We start from the raw sequence: 22078 nt of genomic DNA on the forward strand, positions 1-22078 counted from the left end.
TGCAGTCCCGATCGCCGCCGCCCCTAACGAAAAGGGCGGCGGCGACTGTCATCCGATCACTTGTTCAGCTTGGCGTCGAAAAGGTAGACCTTCTCGTCGCGCCGCGGCGTAAAGGCGACGCGCTTCGACACGCCGTAGAAATCCGGCTGGAAGTAGAGCATCAGCCACGGCGGGTCGTTGTAGAAAACGTCCAGCATCTGGTCGATGATCTTGCGCTGGTCGGCAGCCGAGCCGGCGGCCGCAATCTTGGCCCAGCCGTCAAACCAGGCCGGATTGCTCCAGGAGGTGTAGTTCGTGCCGGCGGTCGGCGTTGACAGATCGGTCATGTCGTAGAGCGCCGACCAGGTCGCGCCGCCGCTGCCGAGGAGGAACAGCGGACCCGCATCATGCTTGGAAATCAGCGGCACATAGACCGACGACCACTCCAGCAGTTCGACATCCGTCTTGACGCCGACATCGCTCAGATACTGACCGATGGCGAGCGCCACATTGGCATCGTTCAGATAGCGGCCGCGCGGCGCCTGCATCTTGATCGTGAAACGGGTGCCATCGGCGCCCCGCGGATAGCCTGCGGCATCCAGCAGCTTCTCCGCCTGATCGGGATCATAGGGATAGGGTTTTAGCGCCGGATTGGCATTCGGCGGATTGACGAGGCCGGTGGCGCGGGTGCACTCGAAGTTCAAGAGTTGCTTGCAGATCGCCGGCACGTCGATCGCGTATTGAAGCGCCTTGCGGACATCCGTCTTCTGGATGGCCGCACCGGCCGGGGTCTTGGCAAAATCATCGCGCAGGTTGAAGCCCACATAGATGCGGCGCGTGCCGGCAACGCTCTTCACCTCAGCGACGCCGGACTTGTTGATCGTACCGACCTGGTCCGGTGCGACATTGGTGATGATGTCGACATTACCCGCCATCAGTTCGGCCGTGCGCGTCGATGCTTCTGGAATGACCCGCCAGACGATCGTCTTGAAGGTTGCGGGCTCCTGCCGCTTTTCCAGAACGATCTTCGAGCCGCGATCCCAGGAGACGAGACGATAGGGACCGGATGCCACCGGCTTGGAGGCGGCATCCTGAAGGCTCATCTTCTCATAGCTGCCCTTGCAGTGCATGAAGACTTCGGCAATGAGGCCGAAGGAAACTGGGTTCTTCTGGCCGAGCTTGACCTTGACCTCGAGGTCAGACACCGCTTCCGCGCCCTTGAAGGCGATGGAGGAATAGACGAAACCCGGCGTGTTGCCGGTGAACTTGTTGGCGGGATCTGCGGCGCGGTTGAAGGAATAGGCGGCGTCTTCGGCTGTGAACGCCTCGCCGTCCTCGCAGGTGAGACCGGGCTTCAGCTTGTAGGTGTAGGACAGGCCGTCCGGCGCTTCCTTGTAGGATTCGGCCATCTGCGGCACGATTTCGCCGGTCGCGCTCACCTCATAGAGCGTGCCGAAGATATGCTTGGCGATGTTGGAATTGTCGCGGCTGCTGATGGCGGCCGGATCGAAGGTGGTTGCGTCCGCGGAAATGCCGAGGACGAGCGTGTCATCCGGCGGTGCGGCGGAGGCGATGCTGGCGGAGGCCATAAGGGCCGCCAACCCGGCAATGAAAAGACCGTTCTTTCCCATTTCTGAAGTTCCTTGCCCTCTGTGGTTGTTCTTGGCTTTGTCTGCTTTGGCCGATCGATCGCCCCGTCACGTCATGAGATCGGCAATCTGGATGGCTTGCCCTGTCCGGGAGGACTGAATGCAGGCTTCCACCATCTGGAGCGAATGGAGATGGTCGCGGCCCGAACACTCGAGCGGGCCTTCGCCCCGAAGGGCTGCGACGAAACGGATGAGGAGTGCGGAGGCATCGTCGATCCACTGCCGGTAGGCCGGCAGCGGAACCTCGGTCAGGGCGCCCTCTGCACGCCGGGCAAAACCCAATGCTCCGAACTGATCCTTCTGGATGACCACGCCCTCGGCGCAATCATGACGCCATTCGAAGCCGGGTACGCTCCAGTTGCCCTGCCATGTGCCCTGGTATTCGGTGATGAGACCATTGGCGAAGGTGATGATGGCGCTGACATTGGCGTCATCGGCATACATGGACCACGGCGGATTGAAGGTGCGGGCATAGATCGACACGGGCTCCGCGCCATAGACGAAACGCATCAGGTCGAAATGGTGGATCGACTGCTCCCAGAGCATCGGATGGCGCATGGTGAGCGGGTACTTGTTCAGATGCGGCAGGTAACCGTCCCGCCAGCGCTCGTAGGTGAAGCGCGAGAAGGCGGGCTGCCCGACCTCGTCGGAAAACAGACGCAGCGTCTGGCGCGTGACCGGCAGATAGCGGAAGTTGAGCACCACCATCAGCGGCACGCCTGCCTTTTCCGCCATGGCAACATAATCTCGCGCGCGCGGCACGCTGTCGGCCAGCGGTTTTTCGGCAAGGATCGGCACGCCCGCCCGGCAGCAGGCCTCCATCTGCGCCTCGCGGCCAGAAGGCGGCGTGCAGAGCAGCACCGCATCGGCTTGAAGATGGTCGATCAGCGTCAGATCCGCACTGGTCACCACATCCGGGCACTGATCTGCGGCGCGGGTGCGGTTGGCCTCCAGCGGGTCGATGAGGCCGACGATGCGGCAATCGGCATTGGCCTGCAAAACCTTGATCCAATACTGGGCGCGGGCGCCGAGGCCGACGATGATGAAACGCAGCGGCGTCATGGGCGAACCTCCGACATCAGGTGCAGGCCGCGCGCCAGCGGCGTCCAGGCAAAGCCCTTAAGATCCGGGCGCCGCGACACCATCGGCACCCGCTTTGGTCCGGTTTCGTCTGCACGCTCCACGACCAGGCCGGGCGTGCGCGCGGCAATCGTTTCGGCAAGTGCGAGATCGGAGATGATCTCCCCGGAGGTCAGATGCATGAGGCCGCGCGCCTCTGCGCGGATCAGGCGGTCGATCGCTGCGGAAAGATCCGGCAGGAAGGTCCAGTCGCGCCGCGATTGCGGACTAGCGACGTCAAGCGGCATTCCCTTCTGCGCAGCGTCCAGCCATTGCCGGATCGGCGATAGGAAGCGGCGCGTCGGGCGGCTTTCCTCGTGCGGTCCGTAGAGCGGACCAAGCCGCAGCACGAGCGTTTCCGGCCGCGCCAGCGCGATCACTTCGCCCGCGCGCTTGCCCAGCGCATAGGCGGACGTTCCCTGCGGTGCGACCGCTTCATCCAGCAGATCGGCCTCATCGAAGGCGAAGACACCGGACGAGGAGAGAAAGATGAAGCAACCCATCCCCCGCGCCACGGCCTGATCGAGGCAATCGATCAGCAGGGTGACGTTGTCCCGCACATGGGCAATCTCGGAGATCCCGAGGCATTCCGGCGGCGTTGTCAGCGCCGCACCATGGATGACGATGCCGATGGTCTCGTCCATCGCGGCCCGCAATGTCTCGGCGGTCAACTCCGCCTCGATCAACCGGATGCCGGCAAGCCGGCTTCGCGTCGCGGCATCGAAGGCGCGATCAAGTGCCGTCACCGGATAGCCCAGCGCCCAAAACCCCTCGGCCAGATGCGAGCCGACGAAACCGCCGCCACCGGTGATGAGAATACCGGGCCGGGTCATGGCGCGACCTCCAGCCATTTCAGGTCGATCTCCGAAGCGGATCGGCTGTGCTGTGACACCAGGGAGAGCACACGGTCCAGGTCGCGGGCGGTAAGCGCGTCCACGATCGGCGGGTGATTGGCCGCCACCTGGCGCAGGTCCGCATTGGCGCGATTGCGCAGGGCCATGATCTGCCGGATGCGCAGTGCCAGGTGATCCCAGAGCGTCAGCAGCAGACCGTGATCGGCAAGCCGGATGAGGGTGCGATGAAAGGCGGCATCGGCGGCAATGAGGGCCACGAGATCGGCCGCATCGGCTGCGGCAAACATCGCCGACACATGCGCGTTGAGCGGACTGACATCCGCGCCGCTCTCGATGATACGCCGGACGGCGAAGGCCTCGAACTGCTCGCGGATGCTGTAGATTTCCTCGACGGATTTGGCCGTCAGCGGTTTCACCCGCTTGCCCTTGTAGGGAAGGTTGTCGATCAGCCCGTCGGCTTCGAGGATCTGGATCGCTTCGCGCACCGGCGCGCGCGACACGTTCAGCTGTTCCGCCAACGCTGCCTCGACGATCGGCGTGCCGGGCCGCAACCGGCCCTCCACGATGCCGGTGCGCAGCATGTCGGCCACCACCAGCCTCAGCGGCAGGCTTTCGATGCGGGCGATATCGGCCTGTGGCTCAACCATGCGCGCCTCCCACCATCGTCTTCTCCGGGGCCGGGCCGACGAGCAGCGGAGCGATCGGCAGATGCACGTCGTCGTTTGGCGCACCGCGCCACATCAGCACGGCAAAACTGCCCTCGCGGTCCAGAACACGCGCGCCCGCATGCCAGACGCCGGGCCGATAGACGACGCCGAGGGAGCCCGGCATCACGAAGGCCCTGAGCGCGCTGATCAGGGGCCGACCGTCCGCATCGGAGGGCGCCACCATCACCAGATAGCGCGATACATCGAGAGGCAGAAAAACCTGGGCCGCGTGCGGGTGATGTTCCAGGCTGTCGAGCGCGACCGGGCATTCGCTGGGAGCAATGCGGTTGGTGTGCAGCACCGGTGCGCAGTCCGGCCGGTCTGCGCCCAGCCAGTCCGAATAGAACCGCCGATCGCCGATCACGCCCGGCCTGTCGATGAAGCCGCCGAACGGCGCAAAATCCTGCGCGGATAGTCCCTGCTCCAGAGGCACGAAATTCATGTGCTCTCCTTTGCAGCCAGCGCGTCGAAGGGCATTTCGGCCTTCCAGTGGCGGGCGATATCCTGCCGCCGCGCCATCCAGACGCCCTCACAGCCCGCCACGTGATCGAGAAAACGTTCGAGACCGGAGGCGCGGCCTGGATGCCCGATCACCCGCGGATGCAGGCCGACCGACATCATGCGCGGCTGCGACCGGCTTTCCTTCAGCAGCATGTCGAAGGTCTCGATCAGGAATTCCGCATAGCTGCGGCCCGTCACCCAGCCGCCCTGTACGAACTTGGCGTCGTTGGTAACAAGAGAATAGGGAACGACGAGGTGCGGGCGTCCATCGACGCGGACCCAGTAGGGCACCTCGTCATTATAGGCATCGCTGTCATAGTCATAGCCGCCATGCTCGACCACCAGCCGCCGGGTCGCAGCGCTCCGGCTGTAGCGGGAATACCAGCCGGCAGGCGCGCGCCCGACCGTTGTGACAATGCTGTCGAACGCGCGGGCGATGTGCTCTCGCTCGGTCGCCTCGTCCAGCCGATAATGCTCGACCCACCGCCATCCGTGGCAGGCAATGTCCCAGTCCGTGCGGGCAATGGCCGATGCCACTTCGGCATTGCGCTCCAGCGCCTGGGCGCTGGCAAACACCGTCAGCGGCAGATTGCGCTCGGTAAACAGCCGGTGCAGGCGCCAGAAGCCGACACGGCTGCCATATTCATACATGCTTTCGGATGCGAGATCGCGATCGCCGGGGGGCACGCGCGGCTGGTTGATCTCCAGCAGCGCGGTTTCCGAACGGCCATCACCGTCCGCGACCGAATATTCCGATCCCTCCTCGTAGTTCAGGACGATATTGACCGCGAGGCCGCTGTCACCCGGCCAGCGGAACTGAGGAGGTCGATTGGCATATCCGATGAAATCTCGCATGGTGCCCCCTGACGCCCTGCCGGCTCACGCCGGCCAGACGCGCGCTCCTTCGACCTTGTTGAAGAAGCAGCACCAGTCGCCGGTGTTGACGTTCGGCAGGGCTCTCAGACCAAAGATCATGCCATCGGCGGGCGCCACGAGTTCGGCCAGCTCATCCCCGAAGATGTTGACGATCCGGGCAATCGACTGCCCCTTGGTCATGGGCTTGAGGAAATCCACGCCGGGCGTCGGAATAAAGATGCCGGAGGCAGGCGCCAGCAGCGCCTCCTGCTGGCCCTTCGTCGCATCCGTCGGATAGGTCGCGGTCCCCGGATACATCTTGTAGTGCCTGAGGATGTTGAGGATCGAGTTCGCCAGTTCGCGGGCGACATGGGCAAAGCGTTCCGGCGAGGTGGCGGAGCGTCCGCCAAGCTCTACGGTGATGCCCGTCTTGCCGATTTCCTTCATCTGCGCCATGGGCGAGCCCTTGGGCAGGAAGTTGGACATGATGCAGCCCCAGCCCTCGCCCATCGCCATGGCCAGTTCGACCGAAGCCGGGCTTTCGTCCACGAAGATGGCCTTGGCGAGGAAGGAATGCGCGCCACCGGAATGAATGGAGATCTCGAAATCGGCGACCTTGCTCATCCATTGCGAATGCGCCCAGGCCACCCGTTCGGAGAGATAACCGTTGGCACGACCGGGATAGATACGGTTCATGTCGAAGGAGAAGGTGTCGAGCGGATTGCCGCGATTGGCGTTCTCGAACGCCATCACGTTCATGACCGGCACCATCACGAGCGTGCCGGACAGTTGCTGCGGATCGACTTCCTTCAGCGCGATGGCGCAGGCAAGCGGTCCTTCCGGCTCGTCGCCATGGATCGCGCCATCCACCCAGAATACCGGGCCGGGCTTGACGCCGTTGACGATGACCAGCGGGATTTCAACCTTCGAGCCGCCGGCAAGCTCGGTGACGGGAATGACCCCGCGCACCACTTCGCCGGGCCTTGCGGTTGCAGTACCAACGGTAACGGTCTTGGCTTCCGACATGCTCAGATACCCTTGTACTGGTTATACTTTTCAAGCTCTTCGGGCGTGTAGACCTGCATGAACTCGATCTCGATGCCGCCGGCATCATTGTCGAGGAAGGCGACATAGCCTTCCGGATGCGGGTGCGAGCCATAGACGCCGCAAGCCTTGCAGATGCGCAGTTCCGCGCCCTGTTCCTTGGCGTGGTCGAGCGCCTGGTCGATGTTCTCCACCTCGTAGCAGATGTGGTGCAGGCCCTCGGCGCCGCGCTCCTTGATCCAGGTGTCGAAGCGACCGCCCTCCTCCAGCGACTGGCAGAGCTGGTATTCGATGCCGCCGAGATTGAAGAGCGCGACACGGTTCTTCGACTTCGGGTAGTCGATCAGCGCCGTCTCGGCGGGCACGTCGAGGAACTTGGCATAGTTTTCCAGCGCGGCCTTTGCGTCGCGCACGGCAAAGGCCATGTGCTTGATGGACTTGACGTTGGGATTGTCTGACTTGACGGACATGAGAACCTCTCTTCAGGCGGCCGGCGCGGAGCGCTCGGACCGGATGGCATGGACGACGGTCTGGATACGGGTCAGTGCCTCGCGGATGCGTTCCACGGGCTGGGTCAGCGACATGCGGACGAAATCGTCCGTGTAGTCGCCGTAAATGCGGCCGGGATAGATCATCACCCGGCCTTCGGCGAGCAGGCGCTCGCAGAAGAGGCTGGCCGGGATGCCCACCACCGAGACATTGGCATAGACATAGAAGGCGCCCTGCGGCTCGGCATAGGGAATGCCGATGCGATCAAGGCCCTCGCAGAGCGCCTTGCGGCGCTCGTCATAGATCAGGCGCATCTCCTCGACGCAGTCCTGCGGGCCAGTGAGGGCTGCGAGTGCCGCGTGCTGGCTGACGGACGCCGTCGAAATGGCAAAGGCATGGTTGATCTCGGCCATCGCCGTGATCAGCGCCTTCGGCCCGGCAAAATAACCGATGCGCCAGCCGGTCATGGCATAGGCCTTGGAAAAGCCGGAGAGCGTGATCGTCCGATCGCGCATGCCTGGCAGCGCCGCCACCGGCTGGATGCGCTGGTTGCCATAGACGAGCCGGGCATAGATCTCGTCGGAAATGACGATCAGGTCATGCTTGATGGCGAGTTTGGCGATCCGCTCCACCTCGTCCGGCGGCGTCACCGTGCCGGTCGGGTTGTTCGGATTGATCAGCACCAGCACCTTGCTGCGCGGCGTGATATGCGCCTCGATCATCGCCGCCGTCAGCGTGAAATTGGTGTCCATGCTCATGCGCACCGGCACCACCTCGGCCGAAGAGAGTTCGGCGGCCTGGCTATAGGGATTGTAGCCCGGGCACGGCACGATGATCTCGTCGCCCGGATTGAGAAGGGCAAGCGCAATGACGAACATCGCGTGCTGGCCGCCGGGGGTGACGACGATCTCGTCCGGCGCGTATTCGGCGCCGCCATGCGCCCTGATGTTTTCTGCGATCGCCTGGCGCAGCGCTGGTAGCCCGAGCGGGTGGCCGTAATGGGTCTCGCCGCGCCCCAGAGCCTCCTGCCCGGCCTTGACGATATGGGCGGGTGTGTCGAGATCGGGATCGCCGCGGCCAAGGCGGATTACATCCGTCAGCTTTTCCGCGATATCGGCCATGCGGGTAATGACATGCTCTTCCCGAAGCTTCACGCGGTCGGCAAGGCGTCCGGACAGTGGCTGGTTCTCGGACATGGCTGCCCTCCCTTACAGTTCGTAAAGCTCGGAATATTTGCGCGTGAGGTGGGCGATGTAGGGTTCCGGATCGAGCGGCCGGCCGGTTGCCTTGACGAGCAGCGTGTCGCGCGAATAGCGGCGGCCGTGCTGGTGCACATGCTCCACCATGAAGGCGCGCAGCGGATCGTAATTGCCGCTGGAGAGCCCTTCGGCGATGACGGGATCGCGGCTTGCCGTCTCGAACAGCTGGCCGGCCATCACATTGCCGATCGTATAGTTGCAGAAGGTGCCGATCTGCCCGGACGACCAGTGCACGTCCTGCAGCACGCCCAGCGTATCATTCGGCACGTCAAGACCGAGATATTCCTTGATCTTGGCGTTCCAGGCCTCAGGCAGGTCCTTCACCTTCAGCGAACCGTCGATCAGCGCCGCCTCGATGTCGGTGCGCAGCATCACGTGGAAATCATAGGTCAGTTCATCCGCCTCGACCCGGATAAAGCCGGGCTTGCAGCGGTTGATGGCCCGGTAGAATTCCTCGGCCGTGACATCGCCAAGCTGCTCGGGGTAGAATTCCTGCGCTGTTGCAAAGTGGATGTTCCAGAAGGCGCGGGCACGGCCGACATGGTTTTCCCAGAGGCGCGACTGGCTTTCATGCGCCCCGAAGGAAACGCCGCCCACCGCATAGAGGCCGACGAGATCGGTGGCGAACGGAGTGCGCGTATAGGCCTCGTCGACGCCCTGCTCGTAAAGCCCGTGGCCTGCCTCATGCAGCGCGCCGAACAGGCTTGCCGGCATGTAGGTCGGATTGAACCGCGTGGTGATGCGCACGTCGTTGCGGGTGAAGGAAACCTCGAACGGGTGGACGGTGGTGTCCAGACGACCACGGTTCAGATCATACCCCACCGTCTCCGCCATCTTCAGCGCAAACTGGTGCTGTCGGTCGATGGGGTAATGGCGCCTCAGGAAATCGAAGCGCGGCTCCGGCTTCTCGCCGATGGCCCGCACCAGCGGCAGAAGCGCCTCGCGCAGGCGGCCGAACAGCACCTTCAGCGTCGCCACCGTCTCGCCCGGCTCAAAGCGAAACATCAGTGCATCATAGGGATGCTCCGAATAGCCGATGACCTCAGCCATTTCGCGGTTGAGCGCCACCGTCTGCTCGAGGATCGGCGCGAAGGCGGCAAAATCGTTCTCCGCCCGCGCCTTGGCCCAGACCACCTGGCCGATGGAGCCAAGCTCGGTGCGCCGCTGCAGAAGGCTTGCGGGAATAGCGAGGTGGTAGTCGATCGCCGCGCGCGCCTGGGCAATCATCACCTGCTCGACGGCATCCTCCGGCTTGGCCGCCATTTCCCGTGCGGCCGCGTCGAGTTTGCGTCGGGTATCGTCTGACACCAGCAGATCGCGGACGATGACCGCGAGTGTCGAGACCTGCTTGCCGCGTGTCACGGCGCCGCCGGGCGGCATCATGGTCCGGGCATCCCACTTCAGGATCGATTCCGCGTTCAGCAGGTCGTTGACCTTGCCCATCGCGTCCATAAAATCCGCATAACTCATTGTCTTTACGAGACGATCGCCTCGCACCCCTCTGTTATTTGCATTTCTTTATCGTGGCCAACTGGACGCTTGACGTCTAAATTTCAATATGCATTCTGTGTGCTTGTATACAGTCGACAATCGATGTGCAGATACTGATCCGGAAAATCACCAGCTGTCAAGCGAGCGCTCCGGAACTTTTTCGAACGGCGGACAACAGCCGAAGGGGAACGGAAATTGAGTGACCTGAAGAGCAACGAGGACACCCTCGTGGAGATGGCCGTGTGCGGCTATGTCAGCCAGCCGGCCCTTCGTCCGGGCGGCTATCTGCATCACCCTGACGGGCGCGGCGTGATGCTGCCCGGCATGTATGGGGTGACCTATAATGCCCATGTCGGCGACCGCGCCTTCGGCTGGGCGGGCGACCATGTCGAGCCCGGCGTCTCCATTGCCAATCCGGATGAGAAATCCGATTTCGCCCTGCACTACCTCACCTGCATCGGTAACGAAGCCATGGTGACCTCGGGCCTTGCCAAGGGTGCCCGCGGCGTGGTGACGGGCGAGCATGCGCGGCTTCTCGTCGATTTCCCCGACGAGGTGAACGAGAAACTCAACATCGGCGATCAGATCCAGATCATGGCCAAGGGGCGCGGCATCGCGCTTGCCGATTTTCCCCATGTCGAATTCAAGAAGACCAGTCCGCGCCTGCTGCAGGCGCTGCGCCTGACGCGCGGCGAGGACGGCACCCTGCACGTGCCGGTTGCCATGGAACTGCCGATCGATATCATGGGATCGGGCGCCGAGCTGAATTCCGAATATGTCGACCAGGATCTAATGAGCGGCGACCGCCAGCTGATGGCCGATCTCGGCATCGACCGGATGCGGCTCGGCGATCTCATCGCCATCCGCCATGCCGATCACCATTTCGGCCGATCCTACCGTGAAGGGGCGGTGTCGATCGCGCTCTGCATCCACGGCGATTCCGTGATGACCGGCCATGGCCCCGGCATCCTCACCCTGATGACGGCGGCCACCGGCGGCATCAGCTTCCACATCGATCCCACCGCCAACATTGCCGACTATTTCTCGATCGGAGCCCGCGCATGAGCATTGAATTGAACGAGGCCGATCTGGTTTCCGTTTCGGTTGGCGGCGCCATTGCGCATCCGGGCTTTCCCGGGCTTCCGGCCGAACCCTATCGGCTGGCAGCCGACGGCACGCCCTTCCTGCTGCCGACCTTCGGCGGCATCGTCTACAATGTCTCCGTCGGGGATCGCGCCTTCGGCTGGGCGGCAGACTGCATCCATCCCGGCGTCTCGATCAAGGGCGCGGACGACCTGAAGAACCGCGGCCTCAACGTCTTTTCCTGTCTTGGCAACACGGCCGTGGTGATGACCGGCCAGGCGCAGGGTGCCAAGGGCGTGGTGACCGGCAAGTCCGGCCGCTTCTCCGAACAGGTGATCGTGCATTTTCCGGTCGAGGTTCGCCGCAAGATGGCGGTCGGTGACCAGATCGTGGTGCGCGCGCTCGGCACCGGCATGGAGATCCGTGGTCATGCGGCGGTTGCCTGCAAGGGCCTCTCTCCGGCGCTCCTGAAGGCGCTGCCGAAGAAGGTGGAAGACGGCGTGTTGAAGATCGGCGTCGTCGCGACCGTTCCGGCCCATCTCGTTGGCGCTGGCGCCGGTCTCACCAGTGAAGGCGGCAGCCTGCACATCCAGACGACGGATCGCGCCGAGGTGGAAAAGGCGGGGCTTTCTTCGCTGCGGCTCGGCGACGTGGTGGCGATCGAGAACACCGACAGCCGCTACAATCACGGCTATCTGCGCGGCGCGCTCGGTATCGGCGTGGTCGGCCAGACGGACGGGCCGCGCGCCGGCTATGGCCCGGGCCTCACCGTCATCATGACGGCACCGAAGGGCGAACTCGGATCGTTTGCGGCCCCCGGCACCAATATCGCAACGCTTCTTGCGCTGGAGCCCTGAGCCATGCCGATTTCCATGACCAGCGTCGACAGACAAAGCCTGTCCGCCTTCATGACCGAGGGTTTTGAGGGTCTCGGGCTGAGCGCTGAGGATGCACGGATCTTTGCCGATGCGCTGATCTTTTCCGAACTGCGCTTTCACCCCGGCCATGGCCAGGGCGTGCGGCGGTTGCGCCGCTATCAGGAACGCATCAGCCAGAAGCTGGTCGATCCGCGTGCGCCCTTCGAAGTCGTCAAGGAAAGTCCGGCGCTTGCTTTGGTGGATGCGCATAACGGCATCGGCACCGTGGCCGCCGCGCGCGCCATGAAACTTGCCATCGAGAAATCGAAGACCTGCGGCATCGGCCAGGTGATCGTGCGCAATTCCACGCATTACGGTTCGTCCGCCGTGCATGCCTGTCAGGCAGAAGAAGCCGGCTGCATCGGGATCGCCTATACGAACGCGGGACCGGAAATGGCCCCCTGGGGTGCCCGCGAGGGCGCCGTCGGCACCAATCCCTGGGGGATTGCCGCGCCGACCGGCCTTGGCTTTCCTGTCGTGATGGACTTTGCCCTGACGACCGCCGGCAAGGGCATGATGCTGTGGCGCTCACGCGAGGGCCGGAAAATGCCGCTCGACTGGGCACTGACCCCGGACGGCGAGGTGACCGACGATCCCGATGCAGCCATGAAGGGCGCGCTGCTCGCCATCGGCGAATACAAGGGCTACGGCCTTGCCTTCATGACCGACGTTTTGACCGGCGTGATCGGTGGCGGCGGCTTCGGGCTCACTCCCTATGCCGATCCGGCGCGGCTCGACGTTTCCCATGCGCTCACTGCCATCGACATCGAATGGTTCATGCCGATCGAGACCTTCAAGGCGCGCATGAACGACTTTGCCGGCATGGTGAAGAGCCGCAAGACGCGTCCCGGTTTTTCCGAAATCCTGCTGCCCGGCGAACAGGAGGCGCGCCGCGTTGCCCGCAAATCCGCGGACGGCGTGCCTCTGGATGACGAGGTGCTGGCCGATCTCCTGGCACTCGGCCGTGAACTCGGCGTCTCTTCCCGCATCGACGTCATCGGCCCCTACCACGAGGACGTGCTGTGAGCGCGCCCGCACAGGCCGCGCCCGCCAAGGCGCCCCGACACAACGCGCGCAATCGCGCATTCCCACCCTTCCGGAGGTTTTGACCATGCCCGAACCCGCAGCCTGGCACTATACCAAGATCATCAAGCCGATGTTCGACATCCCTGCCCCGCACCGCCTGCTCTTGGGGCGCATCATCACCGCCGTCGATGACGAGATCATCGAGAACGGTTTCGTCGAGGTGCAGGGCGGCCGCATCACGGCGGTCGGACAGCGCGCGGATCTCGCCGCAATGCCGGAGGGTGCTGAGGTGATCGACACCGGGGCCAAGACGATCATGCCCGGCATGATCAATTCCCATGCGCATCTCTCCTGGGACGGCATTCACGAACTCTCCTTCCAGTCCATGTATGACAGCCCGGAAATCCGCGCCTACAAGGCGGCCGGCAACATGCTGCGCAGCCTGCAATCCGGCATCACGCTGGTGCGCGATCTCGGCGTCCACAACGCCAATCTCTTCACCAAGCAGGCGGTCGCACAGGGCATCTTTCCCGGCCCGCGCCTCAAGGTGAGCGGCGAAGCCATCATCCAGACCGGCGGGCATACCTACTGGGTCTGCCGGGAGGCGAGCGGCGCCGATGAGATGCGCCGCGCCGTGCGCGACCAGCTGAAGGGCGGCGCCGACCTCATCAAGATCATGGCCTGCCACGACACGCTGGAATTCACCGATGCCGAGCTGGAAGCGCTGATCGACGAAGCGCACAGGCACCGCCTGCCGGTCACGGCGCACGCGACCTATGACGCCTGCATCCGCCATGTCGCAGAATTCGGCGTGGACTGCGTCGAGCATGGCGGCTCGATGAGCGACGAGACGATCCAGATCCTCCTCGACAGACAAATCCCGATCGTCACCACCTTTTCGGCGCTGGTCATGCAGTCGAAGCCGGAGATCGCCCGGAAATTCGGCATCCCGGAATGGAAGATCCTCGAGCGGCAGAAGGCAGTGGCCGACAAGTCGCGCTTCGGCGGGCTGGTACGCGCGGCAAAGGCCGGCGTACCAATCGTCTTCGGCACCGATGCCGGAAGCCCCGCCGTGGAACACAGCTCGATCGCCCCGGAACTCGACTTCATGGTCGAGGTCGGCGTCTGCCCCGACCGTCTGGATGCCCTCAGGGCCATCACCATTCGCGGCGCAAAACTGTCGAAGATGGACCACCTGATCGGCACCGTGGAGACGGGCAAGGAGGCGGACCTGATCGTCGTCGACGGCAGACCCGACGAGGACCTGTTCGCGCTCGAAAAGATCGCCATGACCTTCATCGCCGGAAAACGGATGCATTGATCCCATGAGTTTCGTCACAGACTGCCTCACCGACCGCATAACCGAGGAAGACGGTGCCTTTCGCAGCAAGATGCTCGCCATCGCCGCCGGCCTGCCGGACGTGATTGCCATGGGTCGCGGTGACCCGGATTTTCACACCCCCGCCCATATTGCCGAGGCCGCGATCCGCGCAATCCACGACAACCAGCACCATTACACCGGCCCGACCGGCATTCCGGCGCTGCGCGAGGCAATCGCTGCCGATCTCAACCGGCAATACGGGCTTGCCTACGGCGCCGACGACATCGTCGTTACCGCCGGCGTGCAGGAATCGATCACGCTGATCATGCTGACGCTGATCGGCGCCGGCGACGAGGTTCTCATCACCTCGCCGCGCTTCACCACCTATGACACGGCGGTGCGGCTGGCGGGGGGCGTTCCGGTTCCGGTTCCGACCTATGAGGCCAATGATTTCGCGCTCGACGTTGCCGAGATCGAAAAGCGCATCACGCCGCGCACGAAAATGTTCGTGCTGGTCTCCCCCAACAATCCGACAGGTGCGGTGACGCCGCCCGCCGTGATCCGGGAGATCGCCGATCTCGCTGTCAGGCATAACCTGCTGATCGTGTCCGACGAGATCTATGCCCGCATCATCTACGAGGGCCATGAGCATCTGGCGATTGCCAGCCTGCCCGGCATGAAGGAGCGCACGATCACGCTGAACGGCTTCTCCAAGACCTATGCCATGACCGGCTGGCGGGTCGGCTATCTGGCGGCCCCCTCGGATTACGTCGCAAAGATCGTGGAAGTGCGCCACACGCTGTCGATCAACACCTGCACCATCTCGCAGCACGCAGCACTTGCGGCACTTACCGGACCGCAGGAGCCGATCGAGGCGATGATTGCCGAATATGCGGCGCGGCGCGCCTATCTGCTGCCGGCGCTCGATGAGATGGGCCTGACCTATGGGGATCCGGGCGGCGCCTTCTATGTCTATACCAACGTCTCCGCCACCGGCATGCCGACTCCGGAATTCTGCGAAAGGCTGCTGCGCGAAACGGGCGTAATGCTGTTTCCCGGCACCATGTTCGGCGATGCGAACCCGGACTACATCCGCATTTCGTTCCTGCAGCCGCTGCCGCGCATCAAGGAAGCCGTCTCCCGCATGAAAACCTTCATCGCCAGCCATGGAAAGGCCGCGGCATGACCGGAAAACCCGATCCGAGCCAAAAATTCGTCGGCATCCAGATCAGCCCGATCAGCTTTCTCGACGAGGGCGTCGAGGCCGTTCTCGATACGCTGCAGAACCGGGTGGGCGTCAACGTGCTGATGCTCGGCACCGTCTCGTGGCTCGGTCTGAAGACCGGTCGCTCGATTTCCTGGCAGCTCGACGGCTGGCCGGACCATGGCGTGCCGGAGCCCTTCGCGATGACGGGCGGCGCCTATTTCGACCCCGACCCTGCCTATTATGGCGGCACCTTCATGAAGGATTATCGCACCCGCGACCCGCAATTCGACGGCAAGGACATCCTGAAGATGGTCCTGCCGGCGGCCCATGCACGCGGCATGAAGGTCTATATCGAACTGATGGAGCCCTTCTTCAAATATACCGGCCACGGCTCCGTCAACACCGTCGATATTCCGAACCTCGCCCAAGCGATGGAAATCGACATCTTCGGTCGCATCGGCTCCGATCCCTCGACCAGCCATCCCGGCTACCGCAACTGGATCCTCTCGATGATCGAGGATCAGGTCCGCAACCACGACATCGACGGCGTGATGTGGTGCAACGAGCGCAACTCGCCGCTCGACACGCTGATCCAGGGCGGTGCGCCCGGCGATTTTTCCACCCATGCCCGACGCGAGGCGATGGAACGCGGCATTGACGTGGAGGCCTGCCGCAAGGCCCTCCTCAACCTCTACGACTTCATGCAGGAGGCCAAAGCCGGCAAGACTTTTGCGGACGGCGCCTTCATCACCTTCCTGCGGACCCTGCTTGCCAATCCCGAGGCACTGATCTGGGAGCGCTTCTGGCTGGAGCGCAACAAGGATCTGGATCGCGAGCTTTATGGCCTCGTCAAATGGTGCAAGCCGTCGCTGCCCTTCGGGCTCAATGTCTGGAACCGCAACCATTTCAACATCTTCCGCAAGGCGCAGTGGCCCTGGGAAGAACAGACGCTCTATGCGGACTGGGTGAAACCCATCACCTACCAGCATCAGGCCGGTGAGGTGTTCGCCAAGGAACTCGGTTTCTTCCAGAAGACCATCCTGCGCGATTTTTCGCCAGACGAGGCAACCGCCGTGCTCTACCGGCTGCTCGGCCTGAAGGAGGCGCCCTATGTGAGCGTCATCCAGACGGGCATGGATCCCGATACCTATGTCGAGGGCCAGTGCGCCGATGCGGTGCGCGGGGTGAACGGCAAGGCGAAGGTGTTCATGGGGATCGGCGTGGATGCCCCGCGCACCCGCGCCGATCAGGCGCAATGCACGCCCGACATCGCCTATCGCAGCGTGATGGCAACCTACCGGGCCGGCGGAGATGGCATTGTTCTTGCTCCCAACTATGCCAGCATGAAGCTGACCAACCTGGATGGCGTGGCTGAGGCACTGACGGAACTGGGTCTGAAATGACGGCTGCATACGAGACCCTGATCCGCAATGCCCAAATCGTGTCTTCCGAGGGCATCGCAGCCGCCGACGTCGCGCTCGCGCATGGCAAGATCGCAGCCATGGTGGCACCCGGCACCCCGGTTGCAGCAGACCACGTGATCGATGCCATCGGACTGCATCTCCTGCCGGGTGTGATCGACATTCACTGCCATGTGCGGGCGCCGGCCTTTCCCGAGCGCGGCAGCGTGGAAAGCGAAACCCGGGCAGCAGCCGCCGGTGGCATCACCACGCTGTTCGAGATGCCGATCTCGAAACCCTGCTGCAACAGCGCCGAGCGCGTGATGATCCGGCGCGATCATTTCGCAGACCGGGCGCTGGTGGATTTTGCGCTCTATGCCGCGCCGGGAGATCTCTCGGCGAAGGCGCTGGAGGCAAGCGCGAGCGCCGGCGCCATCGCCTTCAAGATCTTCACGACCGCCGCCCCGCCCGGACGCGATGACGAGTTCGCCGGCCTGTCCTTTCCAGACGAGGGAAGCCAGCTTGCAACGCTTGAGGCGCTGGCACGCACCGGCCTGCCGGTGGTGGTGCATGCCGAAAGCGAACAATTGCTGGCCCATTATGCCGCGGAGGCGGCCGGTCTCGATCCGTCGCTTGCCACAACCCATTGTGCGCTTCGGCCCGAGATCTGCGAGGCCGTCGCCGTTGCCAAGCTGCTTTTGATGAACATGCAGGCCGGGGCCCGCCTGCATATCGCGCACGTCACCAGCGCACTCACCGTCGACGTGCTGCGCCGCTTCAAGGGAACCTCCGACTTTTCAGCGGAAACCTGCCCGCATTATCTCGTGCGAACCGTGGAAGACGTGCAGGCGGCGGGCGTGTTTGCAAAAATCAATCCGCCGGTGCGCAGCAAGATCGATCAGGATGCGCTGTGGGAAGCGCTTGCCGATGGCACCATCGATCACGTGACGACGGACCATGCCGCCTTCGCCTTTGCGGAAAAGCAGGCCCATCTCGGCAATTTCCCGAAGGCGCCTCCCGGCTCGCCCGGGCTCGAAACCATGCTGCCGGCTATGCTGGATGCGGTCTGCAGGAAAAGACTGGATCTGCCGCGCATGGTGGCACTGCTGTCCGGCAATGCCGCCCGCCGCTTCAACCTGCCGGACAAGGGTGCAATCCGGGTCGGCGCCGATGCCGATCTGGTGCTCGTGGATCTGAAGGGCCGCACGCGCATTACCCCGCAGACGCTTTTCACCCATGCACGCGATATTTCGCACCTCTACCAGAACGCGGAATTCGAAGGGGCCATCCGCCGCACCCTGGTGCGCGGACGCACCGTGTTTGAGGACGGAAAGATCAGCACAGACCCCGGCTGGGGCCGCTACACGGTTCCAACGGGCGCGATGGCGGCGAGGGCCGTGGCATGACAGGCAAACAGGAGACGCGACGATGAGCGAGACCGCAGCCCCCCCTCTCGCATCCGCGCCACCGCTTCTGGAGGTGACGGGCCTGCAGACCAGCTTTCTGGCCGGCGAAGGGCAGATCATCCGTGCGGTCGATGGCGTCAGCTTCAGCGTCAACGGCGGCGAAACGCTGGCCATCGTCGGCGAAAGTGGTTCGGGCAAGTCGGTCACCAGCCTCTCCATCATGCGGCTCCTGCCGAAGAAGACGGGCTTCGTGTCGGGCGGCGACATCAGGCTGCGCGGCAAGAGCCTGCTTGACCTTTCGGAGCGGCAGATGCGGGACGTGCGCGGCAACGACATCGGCATGATTTTTCAGGAGCCAATGACGAGCCTCAATCCTGTCCACACCATCGGCCGGCAGATCGCAGAAGTCGTCATCCAGCACCAGAAGCTCAGCAAGGCACAGGCCCGCGCCCGTGCCGTCGAGATGCTGGAACTCGTCGGCATCCCAGAACCGCAGCGCCGCGCCGACAGCTATCCGCATGAAATGTCGGGCGGCATGCGGCAGCGGGCGATGATTGCCATGGCGCTCTCCTGCGAGCCCTCCGTGCTGATTGCCGACGAGCCGACGACGGCGCTCGACGTGACCATCCAGGCGCAGATCCTCGACATCATGCGCAACCTGCAGCAAAAACTCGGCATGGCGATCGTGTTCATCACCCACGATCTCGGCGTGGTCGCCGAAATGGCGGACCGGGTGGTGGTGATGTATGCCGGCCAGGTGGTCGAGACCGGCAGCGTGCGCGACATCTTCGCCGGCCCCCTGATGCCCTATACGGCGGGCCTGATGCAGTCGATCCCGAGGCTCGGCTCGACGGACCGTCGCGAAAAGCTGCAGACCATTCCCGGTTACGTGCCGCCGCTGACGCGGCTGCCGAGCGGCTGTCGCTTCCGCACCCGCTGCAGCTTCGCCACGGACCTCTGCGCCGCCGCCGAACCGGACCTGGACATGCCAGAACCCGGCCGCGCCGTGCGCTGCGTGCGCTGGCGGGAACTCCAACTCATGACAAGGAAGGTTTCGTGATGCAGGCTGCAAACGTGCCGGATCGATCCGAAGCCCTGTTGATCGTCCAAAACCTCAGAAAGGTCTTCCCGCTGCGGGGCGGCATCCTCAACCGTGTCGTCCGTTCGGTGCACGCCGTCAACGATGTCAGCTTTCGCGTGGATCGTGGAGAAGTGGTCGGTCTTGTCGGCGAATCCGGCTCCGGCAAGAGCACGGTCGGCCGCACCATCCTTCGGCTTCTCGAACCGACCTCCGGGACGGTGGACTTCGACGGCACCAATCTCAACCTCCTGTCGCGGCCGGAGATGCGCCGCTTCCGGAAGAGGATGCAGATCGTCTTCCAGGACCCTTATGCCAGCCTCAATCCGCGCGAGAAGGTCCGCACCATCCTCTCGCACGCCCTTTCCGTGCACGGGATCGGCGCCCCCAGCGAGCGGCAGGACCGCGTCGTGGCGCTTCTCGAACAGGTGGGCCTCTCGGCGGACTATCAGGACCGTTTCCCGCACGAATTCTCGGGCGGCCAGAGGCAGCGCATCGGCATTGCGCGCGCGCTTGCCGTCGAGCCCGATTTCATCGTCGCGGACGAGCCGGTCTCGGCGCTCGACGTGTCGATCCAAGCCCAGGTGATCAACCTTCTCGATGACCTCAAGGAACAGTTCAACCTGACCATGCTGTTCATTGCGCATGATCTGGCGGTCGTGGAGCACATCTGCGACCGGGTGATCGTGATGTATCTCGGGCGGATCATGGAGGTGGCGCCGACCAGGGCGCTCTACAGCCGTCCGAACAATCCGTATACCCAGGCGCTGCTGTCGGCCGTTCCGAAGCCAGATCCGGATGCGCCGAAGAACCGCATCATCCTGAAGGGCGATATTCCGAGCCCGCTGAACCCGCCGAGCGGCTGCGTCTTCCGCACCCGCTGCCCCATGGCGATTGCGGATTGCGCGAGCGTCGTGCCGGCCCTCAACGAGATCGCCCCCGGCCATTTCAGCGCCTGCATCCGCACCGCTCCCTGACGCCCTGCAACACAGTTTCCGGATGGACACGACATCATGAGCCTGCCTGACATCGCCTTTGACCGCTACTATACCTATGACGAGATGACGGAGCGCCTGAAGGCGCTCGCCGCTGCCTATCCCGAGCTTGCAACCCTCTCCTCCATCGGAAAGAGCCTGCAGGGCCGCGATGTCTGGCTGATGGAGATCGGCAATCCGAAGACGGGGCCGGCGCTCGAAAAACCGGGCTATTACATCGACGCCCAGATCCACGCGGAAGAACACGCAACCAGCGCCACAGCACTTTACGCCATCTGGCACCTGCTGACGCAGTATGGTCGCGACGAGGAGGTGACGAGGCTGGTCGATAGCCAGGCCTTCTACATTCTGCCGCGCATCAATCCGGATGGGGCGGAACTGTCGCTGCAACCGCCCTATTACAACTGGTGTGGCAACGGGCGCTTCCTGCCCGGCTTCGACCGGATCGAGGGCCTGATCCCCGACGATATCGACGGCGACGGCTTTCTGGTCTGGATGCGCGTTCCCGACAGCCGGGGCGAATGGAAGAAGAGCGAAAGCAATCCCGACATCATGGTGCAGCGGCGCCCCGGCGAGGAAGGCGGCCAGTATTACCGTCTCTACCCGGAAGGCACGATCCGCAATTTCGATGGCGTGAACGTGCCGATCGAAAAGCCCTTCGACGGCAACATGAACCGCAACTTCCCCACCAACTGGTCACCGCAGGAATATGGTGCCGGTACGCATCCGCTCTCCGAACCGGAGGCGGCGGCCATGGCGAAGCTGATCCTCGACCATCCCAATATCTGCGGCATGTGCGCCTATCACACCCATGGCGGCATCATCATGCGCCCCTCGATGACCAAGCCGGACAGCGCCATGAGTGCGGCAGACATCAACCTCTACAAGGAAATCGGCAAGGTGGGCACCGAACTCACCGGTTATCCGACCGTTTCGATCTACGAGGACTTTACCCCCGACAAGACCAAGGTTAGGCGCGGCGGGCTGATGGATTGGACCTACGAGGAGATGGGGATCATCAGCTTCGGTACGGAACTCTGGGATCTCGAACGGACGGCCGGGGTGCCGAAGGAAGGCTATTACAATCTCTATCCCCGCAACGAGGCCGTACAGCAGAAGGTCTATGACTATGTGAAGACCCACATGGCGGACAAGGGCTGGCGGGACTGGAAGCCCTTCGACCATCCGCAGCTCGGCCCTGTCGAAATCGGCGGCATGGTCAATATCTGGACCTACCGCAATCCGCCGGGTTTCCTGCTGGAAGAGATCTGCCGCACCAATGTGCTGTTCAACCTGAAGCATGCCGCCGCAGCCCCCCGCGTGAAGATCGATCACGTTGCGGTGGAGCCGCTGGGCGCCGGCCTCTACAAGATCCGCGCCGAGATCAGCAATCACGGCTATCTGCCAACCAACCTCTCCAGCGTCGCAATTGCCAACAACGTGGCAAAACCTGTCATCGCCACAGTTGAAATCGAGGGCGGCGAACTGGTGATGAACCCGCTTCGCGCCGATCTCGGCCACCTCGCCGGTCGCAACGAACGGCTTTATCCGTGGTCGCCCTGGGGCCAGCAATGGTCTGCCACGGCAAAGCCCATGGAATGGCTGGTGCGCATCGAAGGCAAGGGCCGCGTCACTGTCATCGCCCAATCGGAAAAAGGCGGCACACACCGCGTCGAAACGAGCATCGGATAGGCTTGA

General features: G+C 63.6%; 20 protein-coding genes. 10 read left to right on the plus strand and 10 right to left on the minus strand.

From position 1 onward, the window contains the following. Positions 1–56 precede the first annotated feature (56 nt). From ACEXP3_RS08650 to ACEXP3_RS08695, 10 genes are all read right to left on the minus strand, one after another. Positions 57–1610 carry an ABC transporter substrate-binding protein gene (locus tag ACEXP3_RS08650; RefSeq protein ID WP_377296867.1) on the minus strand — a complete coding sequence of 518 codons (1554 nt, stop codon included), beginning with the start codon at positions 1608–1610 and terminating at the stop codon, positions 57–59. A gap of 66 nt (positions 1611–1676) precedes the next feature. Continuing rightward, entirely contained in the window at positions 1677–2690 is a 1014-nt protein-coding gene (locus ACEXP3_RS08655) for a Gfo/Idh/MocA family protein (protein ID WP_377296868.1), read from the minus strand. After that, positions 2687–3580, minus strand: coding sequence for an NAD-dependent epimerase/dehydratase family protein (locus ACEXP3_RS08660; RefSeq protein ID WP_377296869.1), 894 nt, complete (start codon positions 3578–3580; stop codon positions 2687–2689). The genes ACEXP3_RS08655 and ACEXP3_RS08660 overlap by 4 nt, the downstream gene beginning before the upstream one ends. After that, a complete protein-coding gene (locus ACEXP3_RS08665; RefSeq protein WP_377296870.1) occupies positions 3577–4248 on the minus strand; it encodes a GntR family transcriptional regulator in 672 nt (223 codons plus the stop codon). Before ACEXP3_RS08665 ends, ACEXP3_RS08660 begins: the two co-directional genes overlap by 4 nt. Then, positions 4241–4750 carry an ureidoglycolate lyase gene (locus ACEXP3_RS08670; RefSeq protein WP_377296871.1) on the minus strand — a complete coding sequence of 170 codons (510 nt, stop codon included), beginning with the start codon at positions 4748–4750 and terminating at the stop codon, positions 4241–4243. The genes ACEXP3_RS08665 and ACEXP3_RS08670 overlap by 8 nt, the downstream gene beginning before the upstream one ends. Beyond that, on the minus strand, positions 4747–5664 hold the full coding sequence (locus ACEXP3_RS08675) for a polysaccharide deacetylase family protein (protein WP_377296872.1): 918 nt from the start codon (positions 5662–5664) through the stop codon (positions 4747–4749). Before ACEXP3_RS08675 ends, ACEXP3_RS08670 begins: the two co-directional genes overlap by 4 nt. Before the next feature lie 24 nt (positions 5665–5688). Next, the gene (locus ACEXP3_RS08680; RefSeq protein WP_142881145.1) at positions 5689–6690 is read right to left on the minus strand and encodes a succinylglutamate desuccinylase/aspartoacylase family protein; all 1002 of its coding nucleotides are present in this window, start codon (positions 6688–6690) and stop codon (positions 5689–5691) included. A 2-nt stretch (positions 6691–6692) separates the two neighbouring features. Next, positions 6693–7178 carry a VOC family protein gene (locus ACEXP3_RS08685; RefSeq protein ID WP_377296873.1) on the minus strand — a complete coding sequence of 162 codons (486 nt, stop codon included), beginning with the start codon at positions 7176–7178 and terminating at the stop codon, positions 6693–6695. A gap of 12 nt (positions 7179–7190) precedes the next feature. Next, a complete protein-coding gene (locus tag ACEXP3_RS08690; protein ID WP_377296874.1) occupies positions 7191–8393 on the minus strand; it encodes a pyridoxal phosphate-dependent aminotransferase in 1203 nt (400 codons plus the stop codon). Between the two features lie 12 nt (positions 8394–8405). Then, the gene (locus ACEXP3_RS08695) at positions 8406–9926 is read right to left on the minus strand and encodes a carboxypeptidase M32 (RefSeq protein ID WP_377296875.1); all 1521 of its coding nucleotides are present in this window, start codon (positions 9924–9926) and stop codon (positions 8406–8408) included. Between the two features lie 216 nt (positions 9927–10142). Here ACEXP3_RS08695 and ACEXP3_RS08700 point away from each other — a divergent pair, with 216 nt between their 5' ends. The 10 genes from ACEXP3_RS08700 (at position 10143) to ACEXP3_RS08745 (ending at position 22072) form a co-directional block, all read left to right on the plus strand. After that, positions 10143–11012, plus strand: coding sequence for a DUF4438 domain-containing protein (locus tag ACEXP3_RS08700; RefSeq protein ID WP_377296876.1), 870 nt, complete (start codon positions 10143–10145; stop codon positions 11010–11012). Beyond that, positions 11009–11887, plus strand: coding sequence for a DUF4438 domain-containing protein (locus tag ACEXP3_RS08705; RefSeq protein WP_377296877.1), 879 nt, complete (start codon positions 11009–11011; stop codon positions 11885–11887). Before ACEXP3_RS08700 ends, ACEXP3_RS08705 begins: the two co-directional genes overlap by 4 nt. Positions 11888–11890: 3 nt before the next feature. Beyond that, positions 11891–12973, plus strand: coding sequence for an Ldh family oxidoreductase (locus ACEXP3_RS08710; RefSeq protein ID WP_377296878.1), 1083 nt, complete (start codon positions 11891–11893; stop codon positions 12971–12973). A gap of 85 nt (positions 12974–13058) precedes the next feature. Then, on the plus strand, positions 13059–14294 hold the full coding sequence (locus tag ACEXP3_RS08715) for an amidohydrolase family protein (protein ID WP_377296879.1): 1236 nt from the start codon (positions 13059–13061) through the stop codon (positions 14292–14294). A gap of 4 nt (positions 14295–14298) precedes the next feature. Continuing rightward, positions 14299–15480: a pyridoxal phosphate-dependent aminotransferase gene (locus tag ACEXP3_RS08720; protein ID WP_377296880.1), complete on the plus strand. Its 1182-nt coding sequence runs from the start codon at positions 14299–14301 to the stop codon at positions 15478–15480. After that, positions 15477–16904, plus strand: coding sequence for an alpha-amylase family protein (locus ACEXP3_RS08725; protein WP_377296881.1), 1428 nt, complete (start codon positions 15477–15479; stop codon positions 16902–16904). Before ACEXP3_RS08720 ends, ACEXP3_RS08725 begins: the two co-directional genes overlap by 4 nt. After that, positions 16901–18307: a dihydroorotase gene (locus tag ACEXP3_RS08730; protein WP_377296882.1), complete on the plus strand. Its 1407-nt coding sequence runs from the start codon at positions 16901–16903 to the stop codon at positions 18305–18307. The genes ACEXP3_RS08725 and ACEXP3_RS08730 overlap by 4 nt, the downstream gene beginning before the upstream one ends. Positions 18308–18329: 22 nt before the next feature. After that, a complete protein-coding gene (locus ACEXP3_RS08735; protein ID WP_377296883.1) occupies positions 18330–19367 on the plus strand; it encodes an ABC transporter ATP-binding protein in 1038 nt (345 codons plus the stop codon). Next, complete coding sequence (locus tag ACEXP3_RS08740; RefSeq protein WP_149746228.1) at positions 19367–20362, plus strand: ABC transporter ATP-binding protein; 996 nt, start codon at positions 19367–19369, stop codon at positions 20360–20362. Before ACEXP3_RS08735 ends, ACEXP3_RS08740 begins: the two co-directional genes overlap by 1 nt. A gap of 36 nt (positions 20363–20398) precedes the next feature. Beyond that, positions 20399–22072, plus strand: a complete 1674-nt coding sequence (locus ACEXP3_RS08745; protein ID WP_377296884.1) for a M14 family metallopeptidase — start codon at positions 20399–20401, stop codon at positions 22070–22072. The last annotated feature ends 6 nt before the right edge of the window (positions 22073–22078 follow it).

It is taken from the genome of Neorhizobium fuzhouense, from assembly GCF_042611105.1.
GTDB lineage: Bacteria > Pseudomonadota > Alphaproteobacteria > Rhizobiales > Rhizobiaceae > Neorhizobium > Neorhizobium galegae_A.

What these genes read in the sequence shown, in the direction of transcription:
- ACEXP3_RS08705 (WP_377296877.1), top strand. Translation starts at nt 11,009, where the DNA reads ATGAGCATTGAATTGAACGAGGCCGATCTGGTTTCCGTTTCGGTTGGC.
- ACEXP3_RS08650 (WP_377296867.1), bottom strand. Translation starts at nt 1,610, where the DNA reads ATGGGAAAGAACGGTCTTTTCATTGCCGGGTTGGCGGCCCTTATGGCC.
- ACEXP3_RS08660 (WP_377296869.1), bottom strand. Translation starts at nt 3,580, where the DNA reads ATGACCCGGCCCGGTATTCTCATCACCGGTGGCGGCGGTTTCGTCGGC.
- ACEXP3_RS08670 (WP_377296871.1), bottom strand. Translation starts at nt 4,750, where the DNA reads ATGAATTTCGTGCCTCTGGAGCAGGGACTATCCGCGCAGGATTTTGCG.
- ACEXP3_RS08695 (WP_377296875.1), bottom strand. Translation starts at nt 9,926, where the DNA reads ATGAGTTATGCGGATTTTATGGACGCGATGGGCAAGGTCAACGACCTG.
- ACEXP3_RS08745 (WP_377296884.1), top strand. Translation starts at nt 20,399, where the DNA reads ATGAGCCTGCCTGACATCGCCTTTGACCGCTACTATACCTATGACGAG.
- ACEXP3_RS08735 (WP_377296883.1), top strand. Translation starts at nt 18,330, where the DNA reads ATGAGCGAGACCGCAGCCCCCCCTCTCGCATCCGCGCCACCGCTTCTG.
- ACEXP3_RS08730 (WP_377296882.1), top strand. Translation starts at nt 16,901, where the DNA reads ATGACGGCTGCATACGAGACCCTGATCCGCAATGCCCAAATCGTGTCT.
- ACEXP3_RS08685 (WP_377296873.1), bottom strand. Translation starts at nt 7,178, where the DNA reads ATGTCCGTCAAGTCAGACAATCCCAACGTCAAGTCCATCAAGCACATG.
- ACEXP3_RS08710 (WP_377296878.1), top strand. Translation starts at nt 11,891, where the DNA reads ATGCCGATTTCCATGACCAGCGTCGACAGACAAAGCCTGTCCGCCTTC.
- ACEXP3_RS08725 (WP_377296881.1), top strand. Translation starts at nt 15,477, where the DNA reads ATGACCGGAAAACCCGATCCGAGCCAAAAATTCGTCGGCATCCAGATC.
- ACEXP3_RS08720 (WP_377296880.1), top strand. Translation starts at nt 14,299, where the DNA reads ATGAGTTTCGTCACAGACTGCCTCACCGACCGCATAACCGAGGAAGAC.
- ACEXP3_RS08665 (WP_377296870.1), bottom strand. Translation starts at nt 4,248, where the DNA reads ATGGTTGAGCCACAGGCCGATATCGCCCGCATCGAAAGCCTGCCGCTG.
- ACEXP3_RS08740 (WP_149746228.1), top strand. Translation starts at nt 19,367, where the DNA reads ATGCAGGCTGCAAACGTGCCGGATCGATCCGAAGCCCTGTTGATCGTC.
- ACEXP3_RS08690 (WP_377296874.1), bottom strand. Translation starts at nt 8,393, where the DNA reads ATGTCCGAGAACCAGCCACTGTCCGGACGCCTTGCCGACCGCGTGAAG.
- ACEXP3_RS08715 (WP_377296879.1), top strand. Translation starts at nt 13,059, where the DNA reads ATGCCCGAACCCGCAGCCTGGCACTATACCAAGATCATCAAGCCGATG.
- ACEXP3_RS08675 (WP_377296872.1), bottom strand. Translation starts at nt 5,664, where the DNA reads ATGCGAGATTTCATCGGATATGCCAATCGACCTCCTCAGTTCCGCTGG.
- ACEXP3_RS08680 (WP_142881145.1), bottom strand. Translation starts at nt 6,690, where the DNA reads ATGTCGGAAGCCAAGACCGTTACCGTTGGTACTGCAACCGCAAGGCCC.
- ACEXP3_RS08655 (WP_377296868.1), bottom strand. Translation starts at nt 2,690, where the DNA reads ATGACGCCGCTGCGTTTCATCATCGTCGGCCTCGGCGCCCGCGCCCAG.